The organism is Psychrobacter sp. ANT_WB68 (genome assembly GCF_008369115.1).
Lineage (GTDB): Bacteria > Pseudomonadota > Gammaproteobacteria > Pseudomonadales > Moraxellaceae > Psychrobacter.
The window spans coordinates 599,185-616,203 of record NZ_VOAZ01000003.1 but is presented as its reverse complement, the minus strand read 5'-3'; the positions used below and the strand labels follow the sequence as shown (position 1 = coordinate 616,203).

The following is a 17,019-nucleotide window of genomic DNA, read 5'->3' as shown; positions in this document are numbered from 1 at the left end:
ATAAACGATAACGCTTAATTTTAGAACAAGATACGCACGCGAATGGTTTCTTCAACATCTTTAAGCTGATCTAAAGCGGCGCTTGAGTCGTTATAATCCACGTCCATCACCAGATAACCGACATCACCTTGCGTCATTAGGCTTTGCGCTAAAATATTGATATGCGCTTCAGCAAACAAACGGTTAATCTGCGACAAGACACCAGGGACGTTTTTGTGAATATGTAGCAGACGATGTGTGCCTTCTTTGAACGGCACAGAAACTTCTGGGAAGTTTACGGCTGTTGCGGTATCACCTTGGTCAGAGTATCTGACGAACTTATCTGCAACCTCAAGCCCAATATTAGCTTGTGCTTCTTGCGTTGAGCCACCGATATGTGGGGTCAAGATAACGTTATCAAATTTGCGCAGTGGTGACTCAAACTCTTCGTCAGCTGATTTCGGTTCTTTCGGGAATACGTCAATCGCCGCGCCCAATACTTTACCAGACTCAATTACTGCCGCCAAATCATCAATATCAACGCAAGTACCACGCGCCGCATTAATAAAGTAGCTGCCGTCTTTCATATGAGCGAATTGCTCAGCTTTCATCATATAGCGGGTGCTTGGCACATCAGGTACATGCAAGGTCACGATATCAGCCGTTGATAGCAACTCTTCTAAGCTACCTACTTGCACTGCGTTACCGAGTGGCAATTTGGTCAATACGTCATGATAAATGACCTTCATACCAAAGCTTTCAGCCAATACAGACAACTGCGAGCCGATAGAGCCGTAACCCACGATACCGATTGTCTTGCCACGTACTTCATGTGAGTTGGTCGCAGACTTGCCCCAACCGCCACGGTGTACAGTAGCATTCTTTTCAGGGATGCCGCGATATAGCATGATGGCTTCTGCCAGTACTAGCTCAGCGACCGAACGGGTGTTCGAATATGGCGCGTTAAAGACAGGAATACCCAAATCACGAGCGGCGTCCAAGTCTACTTGGTTGGTACCGATACAAAAGCAGCCAATACCGATAAGCTTGTGTGCGTGCTCAAGTACTTCACGCGTCAGTTGGGTGCGCGAGCGAATACCGATGAAGTGAGCGTCTTTAATCTTTTCGATGAGCTCATCTTGATCTAAAGCGTGACTGATATTCTCGATATTATGATAACCAGCCCCTTCCAATACTTTTAACGCATTGTCATGTAGACCTTCAAGCAATAAAAACCGGATTTTGTCTTTTTGTAGTGATAACGCCATGTGAGAACTGTCCTATAATTGTCTTATAAAAATCATCAGTGGGATAAGTATGATGGATGAAACGAAAACAGTCTGGATATCTTACACAAAATTTGGCGGCGATGTTAGCAGATTAGATGAATTATTGCTTATCAAGCCTGAAAACTTTTTATGCTATAGTGAATCACTGTATATAAACCTTATAGCTAAACTTTATACACAAATACTATATCCAAAAATTAATTAAACTGTTTTTTTTAATTATTAATATTACTTACACTACTTAAGCGCATGACAGCATATCTATCTATCATTGCAACACGTGCTCACTTATACTTATATCAATTATATAAACCCAGTGACTTATATAAACTTAATTAGTTATATAAACACAGTTATAACCGCTGAGTTATATCCATTTAGCGATATAATAATCCCTTTTACGCATAGCGCTTACGTTTCTACCGAGATTTGACCATGACTTCTTTAGCTAGCCAAAGCAACACTATCGCCCAAAACAACTCTACAACCCATACTGCTGCTGTCCAAACCATCTTGAGCAACTTGCTTGATATTCATCAGTTTGACGCCAGCCAAATCAAAACTGATAGCGAAAGTCTAGAGCATTGGGGCAAAGACTGGACCAAGCATTTTGCCCCAGCTGCTTCTGCTATCGTCTTTCCAAAGACGACTGAGCAAGTACAAGCGATTGTGCTTCTCGCTAATGAACACAATGTGGTATTGACCCCAAGTGGCGGTCGTACTGGTTTGTCTGCGGGTGCAGTTGCCGCCAATGGTGAGATTGTCGTTAGTATGGATAAGATGAATCATATCGGACAATTCTATCCTGCCGACCGTATGGTTGAAGTTGAAGCGGGCGTCATCACTCAGCAGCTGCAAGAGTTTGCTGAATCAAAAGATCTTTACTACCCTGTCGATTTCGCTTCAGCAGGCTCAAGCCAAATCGGTGGCAATATCGGCACCAATGCTGGCGGTATTAAAGTGATTCGATATGGCATGACCCGTCAATGGATTATGGGATTGACTGTGGTTACGGGTAAAGGCGATATCTTGCAGCTCAATCGCGGTATGGTGAAAAATGCCACCGGTTATGATTTACGCCAATTGTTTATCGGTAGTGAAGGCACGCTTGGCTTTGTGACTCATGCACAAATCAAGCTTGAGCGTCAGCCGCAAGACCTAAACGTCATGGTGCTGGGCATGGATAGCTTTAATGATGTCATGAATGTCCTATCAGCCTTTCAAGCACAGATTGATTTGACCGCTTTTGAATTTTTTGATGATGTGGCAATTGATAAGCTCATGGCTCATGGTCAAGTACAAGAGCCATTTGAATCACGCACCAAGTTTTATACCCTGCTAGAGTTTGAAGCGCCTTATGAGCCTATCATGGATAAAGCGATGGCGATATTTGAGGAGTGTATGGAGCAAGGTTGGGTGGTCGATGGTGTGATGAGTCAGAGTCTGGCACAAGCGGAAGAGCTGTGGAAGCTGCGCGAATATATCTCTGAGACCATCTCAGTGTTTACTCCTTATAAAAACGATGTCTCGGTATTAATCAGCTATGTGCCTGAGTTTATCACTGAGATTGACTACATTGTCAGTAGCAACTATCCTGACTTTGAAGTGTGCTGGTTTGGTCATATCGGCGATGGTAATTTGCATCTGAATATCTTAAAGCCTGAAAATATGAGCAAAGATGATTTCTTTGCCGAGTGTCAAATCGTCAATAAATACGTGTTTGAGACGGTACAAAAATATGGCGGTTCAGTCTCTGCTGAACATGGTGTCGGTATGACCAAAAAACCTTATCTACATTATAGTCGCAGCGAAACTGAGATTGATTATTTACGCGCAGTTAAAAAAGTTTTTGACCCAAATAACATTATGAACCGTGGTAAGATTTTTGATATGTAATTGGTTCAATTTATTATTATCGTAATAATTTTAATTGCATAAAAAAAGACGCTAAACATTAAGTCTAGCGTCTTTTTTATAAGAGTTTTTATCATCAGTCATAAAATGAAGCAGTATGCTTTACCATCGTAACAGCATGGCTTATAAATATAGCAGCACCAAACCAACAACTAACAGCACACTCAAAAAACCTTGCACGACTAAAAAAGCTTGATGCGGTGCAGCGATATGGCGCACCATATTGCCGAGGGCATTATAAGTAATACCTGCGGCCTTTATGTGTGGCGCAGTTTCAAAGGTTTTAATAATTTGCAAGAACTGCTCAGTACGCTCAGCTGACCAATCGTGCGGCGCAAAGGGCAAATAGGGTGATAATTGAGTAGCTTGCTTCTTAGTGGCAGGTGACCATAGCCAGCGCTCCAGAAATAATAAACGCATCCGCCAGTCAGAAAAGCTACGCTGCTTGATGACTTTTAGCAGGAGCACTTGCACATTTTTATGGCGACTATCAGCAAAGATACGCTGACTAAGCACCGCGACTTTGGCTTTTTCGCCTTCTATACATTGTAAAAAATGACCATTGCCATAACATAAAGTACCCGTGATGCCATACTGCTCATTATAATCGCGCGCATGACCTTCTACTTCATCAAATATCGTCGTATTTAAACGTGAAGTAAGCGTCAGGCTGCTGACATACACCAACTGTACCAATGCAGTGTTTTCTATTTCATCTAATTTGCTGAATGCATTAGTATGAGTTAGGGGCATAATAAACATCCTAAAAGGTCACTGATAAAGGCAACCAAAAAATACGCCAAGAAAACTGACGCTTAAGCTAACGAAACTCTCGTTCATAAAAGATAGCGAGTCACAAAAACCTAGCAAATATTTACGCCGCTTGACTGTCACTGAGTAATAGGCTTGGTATCATACCCACCGCCGTATGAGTCTTAATGACGCTAATAGGATAGTTGATAAAGTCGATTTTTATGATGGCAATCTTTAAGACGGAAGTTTTTATGGCATTATGGTTCGTTAAGAGAAATTAACAGTGCGGCTAGGATTGTCTTCAATGCGAACACAGTAAATATTGAGATAAATACTTGTAAACAAGATGAGTTACCTCATTAAAGTGAAGAACAACAAAATAGATAACAATAGCGGCCGGTTATAACTCATTGTAAACACAAAGATAATTGATTGTAACGATTATATAAGCCTATTGGTATATTTTTCTTGGCATTGTTACATGAAAAACTGAGCGCTGGCGTCTGCCTTTAACGCTTGCGTCAATATACAAACTTCTATTACACGTTTTACTGACTATTTTGATAGCCGCTTTTTTATGACTGACTTTATCAATACCTATTAATACTGATTTATAATTAACATCGATTTATTACCCCTGATTTACAGCAACGACAGACAGGAACATTATGAGCAAGATAGAAAAACCAGATGATTTTCACCTCACGATTGCTGAGATTAAGAAAAAAGATTATCCACAACTCAAAGCCTTGATGGATCGCGTTTATGTCAACTTGGGTGGCGCTTGGTCAAAAAATACCATCCATACTTTAATTGACGCCTTTCCTGAAGGGCAGATTGCGCTATTTGACCATGATCAGCTGATTGGTATTGTGCTATCGATGCGCGTTGATTACACCAAGTTTTCAAACCCCCATACCTATGATGATTTGATTGGTCATAAAGAAATCATCAGAGACAATCCTGATGGCGATGCTATTTATGGTTTAGATGCTTTAATCGACCCCGAATATCGTGGTTATCGTTTGGGTCGCAGGCTCTATGATGCGCGTAAAGAGCTGTGCCGCCAGTTAAACTTCCGCGCTATCTTAGCCGGTGGTCGTATCCCAAACTATCATAACCATCAAGATTTGACGCCTGGCGAATACATTGAAGCCGTTGAAGCTCGTGAAATTCACGACCCCGCCCTGTCTTTCCAGTTATCAAACGGCTTTATCGTCAAGCGTATTTTGACGGCTTATTTGCCAGATGACAAACAGTCTAAAGGCTTTGCGACCTTACTTGAGTGGGCCAACATTTATTATGAGCCGCAAGACTATAAACCTAATACGCGCAAATCAGAGGTCAGAATCGGCGGTATCCAGTGGCAGATGCGTGAAGTCGAGTCGCCTGAAGAGCTATTGCAACAAGTTGAATTCTTCGTCGATATCATGGCAGATTACAATTCAGACTTTGCCTGCTTGCCAGAGTTCTTTAATGCGCCATTAATGGGTCTGTGTGAATCGACCGATCAAAACGTCGCAATTCGCTTTTTGGCGGGCTATACCGAGTGGTTCAAAAACGAGATTTCGCACTTAGCGGTCAGCTATAACGTCAACGTCATCACTGGTTCCATGCCGTTCTTGGACGAAGACGATACCTTATACAACGTTAGCTATTTATGCCGCCGTGACGGGACGGTAGAAGAACAGCGCAAAATTCATATTACCCCGCATGAGCGTAGCGCTTGGGTCATTGAAGGCGGCGATGAAGTCAAGGTATTCGATACCGACGCTGGTCGCATTGGTATTTTAATTTGCTATGATGTTGAGTTCCCAGAGCTTGCCCGCTTGATGGCACTTGATGATATGGATATCTTATTCGTACCATTTTGGACAGATACACAAAACGGTTATTTGCGTGTGCGCCACTGTGCCCAAGCACGTGCAATTGAAAACGAATGCTACGTGATGATTTGCGGCTCAGTCGGTAACTTACCGCAAGTTGAAAGCTTGGATATCCAGTACGCGCAGTCGTCTATTTTCTCACCATCAGATTTTGCTTTCCCGCATGATGCGATTATGGCGGAAACGACGCCTAATACAGAGATGGTATTCTTCTCGGATTTGAACTTAGATAAGCTTATTCATGTGCGTAATGAAGGCTCGGTGCATAATCTACTTGACCGCCGTGATGATTTGTTTAGCTTAAAATGGAAGAGAAAAGTAAAAATTCCAGCAAGCAAATTAACTGATGAAGAGCGTCGTGAAAATTCAGGCAGCGTCCTTATCGGCGATCCACTGCAAAACCGGGCGCAAAAATCTTAATCGGTTATTTTAAAAAGAGTGGTTATCTTAAAAAAATAACCACTAATAACAGTTCTATATATTTTACGAGTAATACGGCTGACCATTCAGCCGTTTATTTTTATCTATTCAAAATACTGAGAGCAAAAAAGCAGCCACTATGACGACTGATAAACGTACTAATATCGAAAAAACCATTGAGAAACCCAAAAAAGCACCCAAGCAAAAGGTATTCTCTGTCGCTAAAAACCTACTCATATATGGTTTGGTGTTTGCTGTCATTTATATCGCTATTAATTGGTGGCGACAACCCGTCATGCCGACCAATCCGCAACTGCAGTTGACCGACTATCAAGGGCAGAGTGTTGACTTAGCCGCGCTGAGTCAGGATAAGCCAACGCTGGTATATTTTTGGGGAACTTGGTGTCCGGTTTGTCGGGTGACCTCGCCAACGATAGACAAACTTGCGGCGGCAAATGACTATCCTGTCGTGACCATTGCAATTAAATCAGGCTCGAACCAAGAGCTGCAGAGCTACCTCACGGAACACAATTATCGCTTTACCACCATCAATGACCAAGAAGGTGAGATATTCGCTGATTGGCAAGGGCAAGTGACCCCCTCGTATGTCGTTCTAAAAGATGGTGAAATGACGCAAGGCTTGACCGGTATTCAGCCACTTTGGTCGCTGAAATTACGCTTGTGGTTGTCAGAAATTTTTTAGCGCCTAGCCATTTAGGTATAATCCACTAAATAATCCATTAAAATTGTTAGACGTATGATTTAATAGGCAAGGTATTGCTGATATAAATGATGGGTTTTGGCTAAAAGCAGGACGATACTGGTCAGCTCTTTTTACCCTACCCGTTTTGTCATATAATAGCTGCCATTATCATTATCACTTTTCTAATTATTCTGATAAATGCCTATTGTATTGCAATCGTCTCGTTAGCATTTATTATGAATTGAACCATCTTTATAAACAGCTGATAAACTAGAAAATCGCCACCAATATTTAAGTATTAAACTCAGAATCACATTGAAATGAGCATTACCTTAAAAATTGTATTCTATTTTAGACAAAACTTTAGATTGACCCTTTACCCCACTTCCAACCACCATTTTATAAGACGCCTTCTATGACTGATAAAAGTACTGATACACCAAGCCATGACTATAAAGACACACTAAACCTTGCCGATACGCCCTTTGCAATGCGTGCAAACCTTGCCAAACGTGAGCCAGATTGGCTTGCCGCTTGGGAAGCGGATGACGTGTACGGAAAAATTCGTCAGGCACGTGCGGGTGCGACCAAATACATTTTGCACGATGGCCCTCCATACGCCAACGGTCAGATTCACTTAGGTCATGCGGTCAACAAAGTATTGAAAGACATTATCGTGAAGTCAAAAACCTTATCAGGTTTTGATGCTCCTTACGTACCCGGTTGGGATTGTCACGGTCTGCCTATCGAGCAAAAGGTCGAAGCCAAAGTTGGTAAGGTCGGCCAAAAAGTCTCTGCTACCGAGTTTCGGGGTCTGTGCCGAGAGTATGCGAGCACGCAGATTGAACTGCAAAAGGCAGATTTTAAACGTCTAGGCGTGTTCGGTGATTGGGACAACCCTTATCTAACGATGAACTTCCATCAAGAAGCCAACATCGTGCGCGCCCTTGCCAAAATTTATGATAATGGTCATGTGACCCGCGGTATGAAGCCTGTCAACTGGTGTTTAGACTGTAGCTCTGCACTGGCTGAAGCCGAAGTTGAATATCAAGATAAAGTCTCCGATGCTATCTATGTCAGCTTTGATGTACTAGATACCGAAAAAGTAGCAGCTTTGAGCGAGATTGATGGCAACATCGCGGCAGTCATTTGGACCACAACACCTTGGACCTTACCTGCTAACCAAGCAATCGCTGTACATCCTGAGCATGACTATAGTGTGGTGGCGACTGAAAAAGGCAACTTCTTATTAGCCACTGATTTGGTTGAAACGGCATTAACCGAGCTTAAACTCAGCAATCAGGGTATATTGGCAACGGTGTCAGGACGTGAGCTTGAAGGTCTACGCGCCCAGCATCCACTGATTGAAGACCGTCAAGTGCCGCTTATCCTAGGCGATCACGTGACCACCGATAGCGGTACTGGCTTAGTACATACTGCACCCGGTCACGGTCTCGACGATTATATCGTTGGTCTGAAATACAACTTGCCTGTTGAAAACCCTGTGAGTGGTACAGGCGTTTATTTGGAAAGTGCAGCGATATTTGCTGGTGAGCATATCTATAAAGCCAATTCGAAAATCATTGCCGCCCTCCATGATAACGGGCACTTAATCAGCCATACCAAAATTGAGCACAGCTATCCACATTGCTGGCGCCATAAGTCGCCAATTATTTTCCGTGCAACGCCGCAGTGGTTTATCAGTATGGAAGCCAAAGGTCTGCGTGAGCGTGCGCTTGCTGACATCCCATCGGTTAATTGGACGCCCGCATGGGGACAAAACCGCATTGAAGCGATGATGAACGGTCGCCCAGATTGGTGTATCTCACGCCAACGTACATGGGGCGTGCCAATTGCCTTTTTTACTCATAAAGAAACGGGTGAGCTGCATCCAAATACGCTTGAGCTGATGGAAGTGGCTGCACAAAAAATTGATGCAGGCGGCGTAGAAGCTTGGTTTGATGCCAGTTGTGAAGACTTCTTAGGCGCGCAAGCTGCTGACTATGATAAAGCGACTGATACTTTGGACGTTTGGTTTGACTCAGGCACGACGCATTTTGCGGTACTTGAGCAACGTGATGAGCTGACAAATCCCGCTGATATATACCTAGAAGGCTCTGACCAACATCGCGGTTGGTTCCAGACGTCATTATTAACGTCAGAGGCTATGTATGAGCGCCCACCATTTAAGCAAGTATTAACCCATGGTTTTGTCGTTGATGAAAATGGTCGCAAGATGAGTAAATCACTTGGCAACATCATCACGCCGCAAGACGAAATTAACAAAACAGGCGCGGATATGCTACGTTTGTGGATTGCCTCAAGTGACTATCGTTATGAGATGAGCGCGGGTAAAACGGTCTTTAAAGGTGCAATCGATATGTATCGCCGTATCCGTAATACCTTACGCTTCTTACTGGCTAATACTGATGACTTTGACCCAGCGACCAACAGCGTTGATATTAATGAGCTGGTGAGCCTCGATAAGTTTATCATTGAGCGTGCGCAAACGGTGCAAGCGCAAATCATCAGCGCTTATGATGCGATGGACTTTCACCAAGTCACCCAGCATGTCACTGCGTTTTGCTCGCAGGATTTGGGTAGCTTCTATTTAGATATTATCAAAGACCGTCAGTACACTACCCAAACTGATGGGCAGCCGCGTCGCTCTGCGCAAACGGCGATTTACCATATCACCCATGCGTTGATTCGCTGGATTACGCCGATTTTATCATTCACGGCACAAGAAGCATGGGAAGTATTAGAAGGTAAAAACGGCAACGAAGCAGGATATGTATTTACGGAAGAATGGTACACCTTCCCAGAGTTTGAGTTAAGTGCCATCAGTACCGATGATTGGCAACGTATCATGCAAGCAAAAGATATGGTCAATAAGCATATCGAAACCGCACGCGGTGAAAAAATTATCAATGCCAACTTGTCTGCTGGCGTTGATTTATATGCTAACGGTGCGATGTATGACAGCTTGGCTAAGCTTGGTGAGGAGCTGCGCTTTGTCCTAATCACCAGTAGTGCAACCTTGAAGCCAATGAGCGATGCCCCTGCTGCGATTAAAGATAACGGCACAGAGCAAGCCGAGAGCAATGTCGATGAATCACTAAACTTAGTGGTCAAAGTCAGCGCTGCGTCGGGTACCAAATGTGTACGCTGCTGGCATATCCGTGATGACATCGGTACCGATAGCGCGCATCCAGAATTATGTGCACGCTGTGTGACCAACGTCAGCGGCGACGGCGAGGTACGCCATTATGCCTAACCCCACGCCCAACCCAATGGACCCATCTGAAAATAAGCCGCCGCAGGTTGAGGTCGATCATTCGCCTAAACCTGCGCATGCGACTACAGGCAGCTCATCGACGCCCAGAAGTCGTCTGAATAAGACACCCAAAATGGTCGCTAATGGCAGTCGCGCCTTTATGTGGTATCTGCTATCGTTGGTCGTAATTATTATCGACCAATGGACGAAGTGGTTGGCTGAAACCAACCTTAACTTCCTCGAGCCAATACCCGTGATTCAGCCCTTTTTGAATTGGACGCTCGCCTATAATTACGGCGCGGCGTTTAGCTTCTTGGCAGATCAAGCTGGTTGGCAAAAGTGGTTTTTTGCGGGACTTGCGCTTATCATGTCGCTGTTTTTAATCGGTTATCTGGTAAAAGCGCCACGTAAAGCTAAGCTGTTATCATTGGGTCTAGCCTTGGTGCTTGGCGGTGCCATTGGTAATTTAATCGATCGCTTACTGCATGGTCACGTCATTGATTTTATTCATGTGCACTATGCCGATGTTTGGCATTACCCAATTTTTAACATTGCCGATGTTGGTATTTGTATTGGTGTGGCTCTGATTGTCATTGATATGCTGTTTTTAGAAAAGAAGCGTGAGGTCTAGCGTTATAACATCTTAGACTGTCGTCGAAAATACGAGATTCATACCTTTAAGAACAATCCCTAAAAAAATAGCCACTATCCATAGTGGCTATTTTTTTTGCGCTAACTTTCTCATTTATTAAAAAATACAAAATATTTTAGCAATCAATCATCCGCATGTGTTTGCTCGAACTCAGCATGCTCAACCTGATATAAGGGCCCTAGACGTTGCTGCAGATCGGTATCCAAAATATTTTTGGCTTGTTTGAAAAACTCGTTTTCTTCTTCTTTTAAATGATGATGTACTTTATGAATCAGGTCCGCACAAGTTCTATCCCACTTCTCTTGTCCAATACGCCCGTCATCCAAAGTCTCCATCATCTCATCCATTTCATGATGCTCAGTAATGGCGTGACGAGATAAATCGAGACCTTCGTCATGCTGCATAACCGGTATATATAAATGGCGCTCTTCTGCGGCTGCATGCGCTTGTAGCTCTAGCTTAAGCGCTTCATAAACGGCTTTACGCTGTGCTTCACCCTCTGTTTTTTCGAGCTTGGCGCATAACGCCCGTTGAACCTCATGCTTTTCGAGCAGAGCCTCAAAAATATCTTTTTTTAAATCAACTTCATCGGCATTCTTATTGTCATTACTCATTATCTTCCTCTTTAAAATTGTTTATGGGTTAGGTAGTCAAATGGTTTTATTCACTCTTCAAGCATCATAACAATAATAAAAACGCCTATTGTCATTTATCAGTGACTAGTAGACTATTATTTAGTCAATCTTATCTATTTTAACTTGAGGAGGCAATTCAAATCCTATTATGCCAACTATCCACAATCTTATTAAGCCATCTCCGAAAATCGATCTAAAAAAATTCTTTCAAAACTTCTAATCCACCACCCGCCAATATAAACAACAGCCCTGCCAAGTTAATAATAACGGTTAAATAATACACAATGCGAAACTCAGGCTTTTGTGACTTATGCCGCAAGTAGGTTTGCGCCACCATTGCACCGACCCAGCCGCCAAGCGCACTTAACAGATGCAAAGTTGATTCAGGTGTACGCCAAGCGCCACTTTGGGCAGCGGCTTTGTCTTTGGCATATATCGCATAGGTTATAATTCCTAATACGGCGTACCAAGTAAGTACCAGCCAGCTTAACTTATTCATGACCACCAATAAAATTAGAACCCCATAAAAGCCAACACCAAGAAACAAGCGTTTCTTTTGTCCTGCTTCAAACTCTGCTTGGGCGCTGCGTTTGTGATTTCGCTGACGAATTTGGCTATTTTTTTGCGCCATTTTTTGTTGCACAAAGCTGAGTTCTTGCACATCTCTTGCCTGCAAGCGACCCTGATTGTCTTGTCCAACGCTAAAGACCACTTGCTCGCCAACTTCGGGGCGACGCTGAGCTTTAAACGCGCTGACATGAAAAAACACCGACTCACCCGCTTCCGTTTCAATAAAACCAAAACCTTTATCGTCCTGCCATTTTTTAACATGACCTTGTTGTTTATTTGTCATCGGTTTTGCCATAAATACTTCGCTCTCTCTTAGATTCGCCAAATATATTACACTATTTGCGTTACACTATTTAGGCTTACAACCTTTCTCAGATAACTTATCATTTGCGACATTATTTTTAATTATTCTCTGACTCCAGCAATAGGTAGCTTTTACGATGACCGACTCCCAATTTATTACGCCTAATGAAAATATACGTATCACCCATGGCAGCCTCGTTAAGCTGCATTTTGAAGTATCGCTAGAAAACGGTACGATGATTGATTCAACCTTTAACCGTGATGCGCCCGTGACGCTGACGATTGGCGATGAGAGCTTATTGCCAGGCTTTGAGCAAGTGCTGATGAACCTGCGCGCTGGTGATACGCGTAGCGCTCACCTTGAGCCTGAGCAAGCATTTGGTGAGTGGAATCCTGATAACATCCAGCATTTTAGTCGCGCCCAATTTGCCTTAGTCGCTGACAATCCTGAAATCGGCATGCTGGTCGAGTTTGAAGACAAAGGTAAAAACACCCTGCCCGGTACCATCAGCGCTATTAATGACGATGAAGTAGAAGTCGATTTTAACCATCCGCTTGCCGGTCAATCTGTGCTCTTTAAAGTGAAAATATTCCAAGTCACCCCACCGGGCGTCACCGGTATCAAACTGATGTAGTATAAAAATAGCTGTTTATAGAAATTGAAAAGGACCGAAAAATGCAATACCAAACACTGCCACAACTCAATGAAAAAGTCTCCAAAATTTGTTTAGGGACAATGACGTGGGGACAGCAAAATAGCGAAAGCGATGCGCATGCACAGATGGATATGGCGCTTAGCGCAGGCGTAAACTTTTGGGATACCGCCGAGATGTATCCCTCTCCGCCCGATAAAGACAAGCAAGGCGACACCGAACGCTTTATGGGCACTTGGTTTAACAAGACCAAACAGCGCGACAAGGTCATTCTTGCCAGCAAAATGTCACCGATGGATTTTTTACGTGATGGTCAGACGCGTTTTAATGCTGAACACATTAGTAACGCCATCGATGGCAATCTTGAGCGTTTGCAGACCGATTATATCGATATTTACCAACTACACTGGCCTGAGCGCCAGACGAACTATTTCAGCCAGCTCGGTTATACTGAAGAGATGGCAGCACAACCGCTAGATGATTTGACGCCTTTTTTGGAAACCATCCAAGCATTAAATGACGAGATTAAAAAAGGTCGCATCCGTGCTTATGGCTTATCAAACGATACTGCTTGGGGTTTAATGCGCTATCTATGGGAAGCAGATAAAAATGGCTTAATCGCGCCTATCACGGTGCAAAATCCTTATAATTTACTAAACCGCTTATATGAAGTGGGCATGGCAGAAATTGCCCATCGTGAAAAGGTCGGTTTGCTCGCCTACTCGCCGCTCGGCTTTGGCGTACTGTCTGGCAAATATCTTGACGGTAAGCGTCCTACTGGCGCGCGCCTAACGATGTATGACCGTTTTGCCCGTTATACCAATGAAGAAGCAAAAGCAGCCACCGCTCTATACGCCAAAATTGCCGCAGATGCCGGTTTGGATATGGCACAAATGGCATTAGCCTTTGTCAATTCACGCTCGTTTGTCACCAGTAATATCATTGGAGCGACCACCACTGAGCAGCTTCAATCTAACATCGACAGTATCAATTTAACCTTAAGCTTAGACGTCCTAGCGGCTATAGAGGCGGTACATACGCAGCACCCTAATCCGTCGCCGTAATTTTCCGTGATCATAGTCTGATGTTTTTTAGGTTTCCATAAACTGAGAAGCCAGTATTGATATAGCAAAGAAAAAGGCGCAAACCTTAGTATGATTACTAAGATTTGCGCCTTTTTTATGATTACGTTTGCTATTGAGCTTTTTCTATCTCAAACAGTTTTATACTTTATACTGACTTATGGTTTAGCGGCTTTCGTTAATACGCGCGAATGTAATTCAGCCAAGCCTTTCTGCATCTGTGCTTGTAATAAATTGGTCAGCTCGCTTTTGTTCAAGCCTTTGGGATCTATCGGCTCAAGCGGTAATACAAAGGCAGTAACATCTTTGCTGTCAAGCACCTTTTTTAGACTTTGTTTCATCGTGAGCTTGCCATAATAAGGTAACGCTTCGCTCAAGGTGCCGTCTTTATTCACGTAAGCAATCACAAGCGGGCGCACTGGCACGTCAGCATCTATCGCTGCTTGTAATAAAGTGCCGTGGATACGCTTAATTTTTTTACCATCAGTGGTGGTCGCTTCTGGAAAAAAGATAACCGAAAAGCCCTTGGTTAAAAAATTGGCAATTTGGGCAGCGACCGTGCCTGCATCGCCGGAACCACGCTCGATAAATACCGTCCCTGCGGCATGAGCCAACTTACCAAATATTGGCCAATCGCCGATTTCAGCTTTTGATAAGAAAAAAGCAGGGCTCACCGTACCCACTACTGGGATATCCATCCATGACACATGGTTGGAAACCCATAAACCGTGGTGTTGCTCTACACGCTCAACTGCCACGACCTTGACACCAAAAGAGCCTGCCATTTTACGGCAGAAAGCTTGGATGTAGCGCGGCAGTTTTTCACGTGGTGGCTGTTTAAATGCCCCGATACGTTGGGCGGCGCGTAGTCCGCCAGCGATAGTGGTAGTCATACCAGCGATTTGTTTGCCGCGACCTAATTGCTGTTTGAGTGAAAAGCCTGACTTAGATTGGCTCATCTGTGTCCCTCGTGGTTAAAAACTTATGGGTTAAAAAATTACTGATTAAAAAGCTTTTGCTTAAAAAACGTATGATTATATCTCGTAAACAAGCGTCATGAGTATAACAAAATTTATTTACTCAGTGACGACTTGTTCACTGAGTTATGAGTGGCTTTTGTTAATAGCGTGCGCTCAAAATAAGATCAATACGTTAGTAGGGTGGTATCGGTTTTAAAGTGCAGAGCAGCATAGCTAAAATCACTGGCATTAACGATAATAACTTTTAACCGAAAACCTCACACGCATTCAACCTCGAAATGCTTACCAACAAATAATATTGACCAATAGACGCTGTAACATAAAAGCATGGTTAATTGCGTTAATACGCTTTAATATCAAGTGAGAAGACCACATGTAGAGGGTCATACGAAGGCTATATCGACAGTTAATAAATCGATAACCGCCATCTATTTACTTAATGACATAGGTGATACTCTTTGGAATATTTTGAAAGACATGAAGGTGGCGAGCGCGCCATTATAGTACATTTAGACATTCGCCAAATTCAAGATCCCGACGATCTGAACGAATTTGAGCTACTTGCAGATTCGGCAGGTGCCGATCGCTTGGCACTCGTCACAGGCTCACGTGCACGTCCTGATGCCAAATACTTTGTTGGCAGCGGTAAAGCACAAGAAATAGCAGAATTGGTGCGCGAACACGACGCTGATATCGTCCTTTTCAATCACAATTTATCGCCATCACAAGAGCGTAATATTGAAGCACTGGTACAATGCCGCGTCCTTGACCGCACAGGCTTAATTTTAGATATTTTTGCTCAGCGTGCCCGTACTTATGAGGGTAAACTGCAAGTTGAGCTTGCGCAATTGAATCACTTATCGACGCGTTTGGTGCGTGGTTGGACGCATTTGGAACGCCAAAAGGGTGGTATTGGTCTACGTGGACCCGGCGAAACCCAACTTGAAACCGATCGCCGTTTGCTGCAAGTGCGGGTAGCTCAGCTCAAAAGTAGAATCGAGAAGGTCAGACAGACACGCGCCCAAGGACGAGCACGTCGCCAAAAATCAGATGTCCCAACTATTTCGCTCGTTGGTTATACCAATGCCGGTAAATCAACACTGTTCAATCGCTTGGTTGATGAAAATATCTACGCTGCGGATAAATTATTTGCCACGCTCGACCCGACGTTACGTCGTTTAGACTGGCAAGGGGTTGGACGCGTGGTACTGGTTGATACCGTAGGTTTTGTCCGTCATCTACCACATGAGTTGGTTGAATCTTTTCATGCGACCTTAGAAGAAACACTAGAGGCGGATTTATTGCTACACGTTATCGACTCCTCCAGTGAAGATATGCATGAGCAAATCGAGGCGGTCAAAGCTGTCTTAGCTGAAATTGATAATGATGTGCCTGTGCTCAACGTCTATAATAAAATCGATTTGACCGATGAGCCTGTGCATATTGGTTATGCCAGCGAAGGTCAGCCGAATCGCGTTTATGTCTCTTCTCGTGAAAATCTGGGCATGGAAGAGTTATCACTTGCTGTGCAGCAGCTATTAACGGGCACTTTGACCACCTTTGATTTGACCCTACCCTATCATGCAGGGCAATTAAAAAACGCCTTGTACGAGCTCGGGGTGATTTTAGAAGAAAGCTACGATGATAACGGTCATGAATGCTTAACCATTCGTCTGCCAAGTGATAGGCTCAAGCAGCTATTGGGTCAGGCCAATTTAAAACCATTAGATGTCTTGCCGTTGGCACAGGCAACACTGCTGATGCCGATACTTGAAGAGTTTGAGCAGATTGATGAAGATGATAGTCATCATGAGGAAGAATCTTTAACGGCAGAGGAAGAAAATGCGTTTACTGAATTTGAAGCGTTAAATTCCGCCGTACAAGAATCTGATTCGAAGAGTTAGACGGCATCGCTGTCAGCCA

13 protein-coding genes are annotated in these 17,019 nt (G+C 43.6%); 8 read left to right on the top strand and 5 right to left on the bottom strand.

Annotation, left to right across the window (positions count from 1 at the left end):
* Positions 1-20: 20 nt before the first annotated feature.
* Entirely contained in the window at positions 21-1,247 is a 1,227-nt protein-coding gene (gene serA / locus FQ084_RS11050) for a phosphoglycerate dehydrogenase (RefSeq protein ID WP_149490672.1), read from the bottom strand.
* A gap of 456 nt (positions 1,248-1,703) precedes the next feature.
* Here serA and FQ084_RS11045 point away from each other — a divergent pair, with 456 nt between their 5' ends.
* A complete protein-coding gene (locus tag FQ084_RS11045; protein WP_149490671.1) occupies positions 1,704-3,164 on the top strand; it encodes an FAD-binding oxidoreductase in 1,461 nt (486 codons plus the stop codon).
* A 141-nt stretch (positions 3,165-3,305) separates the two neighbouring features.
* On the opposite strand, the gene FQ084_RS11040 is transcribed toward FQ084_RS11045, so the two are convergent.
* Complete coding sequence (locus FQ084_RS11040) at positions 3,306-3,938, bottom strand: BLUF domain-containing protein (RefSeq protein ID WP_149490720.1); 633 nt, start codon at positions 3,936-3,938, stop codon at positions 3,306-3,308.
* A 665-nt stretch (positions 3,939-4,603) separates the two neighbouring features.
* On the opposite strand from FQ084_RS11040, the gene FQ084_RS11035 reads away from it, so the two are divergent.
* From FQ084_RS11035 to lspA, 4 genes are all read left to right on the top strand, one after another.
* Positions 4,604-6,241, top strand: a complete 1,638-nt coding sequence (locus FQ084_RS11035; protein WP_149490670.1) for a carbon-nitrogen hydrolase family protein — start codon at positions 4,604-4,606, stop codon at positions 6,239-6,241.
* A 139-nt stretch (positions 6,242-6,380) separates the two neighbouring features.
* A complete protein-coding gene (locus FQ084_RS11030) occupies positions 6,381-6,944 on the top strand; it encodes a protein disulfide oxidoreductase (RefSeq protein WP_149490669.1) in 564 nt (187 codons plus the stop codon).
* A gap of 415 nt (positions 6,945-7,359) precedes the next feature.
* Positions 7,360-10,221, top strand: coding sequence for an isoleucine--tRNA ligase (gene ileS, locus FQ084_RS11025; protein ID WP_149490668.1), 2,862 nt, complete (start codon positions 7,360-7,362; stop codon positions 10,219-10,221).
* Complete coding sequence (lspA, locus tag FQ084_RS11020; RefSeq protein WP_149490667.1) at positions 10,214-10,852, top strand: signal peptidase II; 639 nt, start codon at positions 10,214-10,216, stop codon at positions 10,850-10,852. Before ileS ends, lspA begins: the two co-directional genes overlap by 8 nt.
* A 143-nt stretch (positions 10,853-10,995) precedes the next feature.
* Here lspA and FQ084_RS11015 read toward each other — a convergent pair whose 3' ends face one another.
* Positions 10,996-11,487: a hemerythrin domain-containing protein gene (locus FQ084_RS11015; RefSeq protein ID WP_149490666.1), complete on the bottom strand. Its 492-nt coding sequence runs from the start codon at positions 11,485-11,487 to the stop codon at positions 10,996-10,998.
* A gap of 214 nt (positions 11,488-11,701) precedes the next feature.
* On the bottom strand, positions 11,702-12,361 hold the full coding sequence (locus FQ084_RS11010) for a DUF1294 domain-containing protein (protein WP_262880740.1): 660 nt from the start codon (positions 12,359-12,361) through the stop codon (positions 11,702-11,704).
* Between the two features lie 157 nt (positions 12,362-12,518).
* On the opposite strand from FQ084_RS11010, the gene fkpB reads away from it, so the two are divergent.
* On the top strand, positions 12,519-13,016 hold the full coding sequence (gene fkpB, locus FQ084_RS11005; RefSeq protein WP_149490664.1) for an FKBP-type peptidyl-prolyl cis-trans isomerase: 498 nt from the start codon (positions 12,519-12,521) through the stop codon (positions 13,014-13,016).
* 41 nt (positions 13,017-13,057) lie between these two features.
* Positions 13,058-14,098, top strand: a complete 1,041-nt coding sequence (locus tag FQ084_RS11000; RefSeq protein WP_149490663.1) for an aldo/keto reductase — start codon at positions 13,058-13,060, stop codon at positions 14,096-14,098.
* Positions 14,099-14,274: 176 nt separating this feature from the next.
* Here FQ084_RS11000 and FQ084_RS10995 read toward each other — a convergent pair whose 3' ends face one another.
* Entirely contained in the window at positions 14,275-15,075 is an 801-nt protein-coding gene (locus tag FQ084_RS10995) for a lysophospholipid acyltransferase family protein (protein ID WP_149490662.1), read from the bottom strand.
* A 479-nt stretch (positions 15,076-15,554) separates the two neighbouring features.
* Here FQ084_RS10995 and hflX point away from each other — a divergent pair, with 479 nt between their 5' ends.
* Entirely contained in the window at positions 15,555-17,000 is a 1,446-nt protein-coding gene (gene hflX / locus FQ084_RS10990) for a ribosome rescue GTPase HflX (protein ID WP_149490661.1), read from the top strand.
* Positions 17,001-17,019 lie beyond the last annotated feature (19 nt).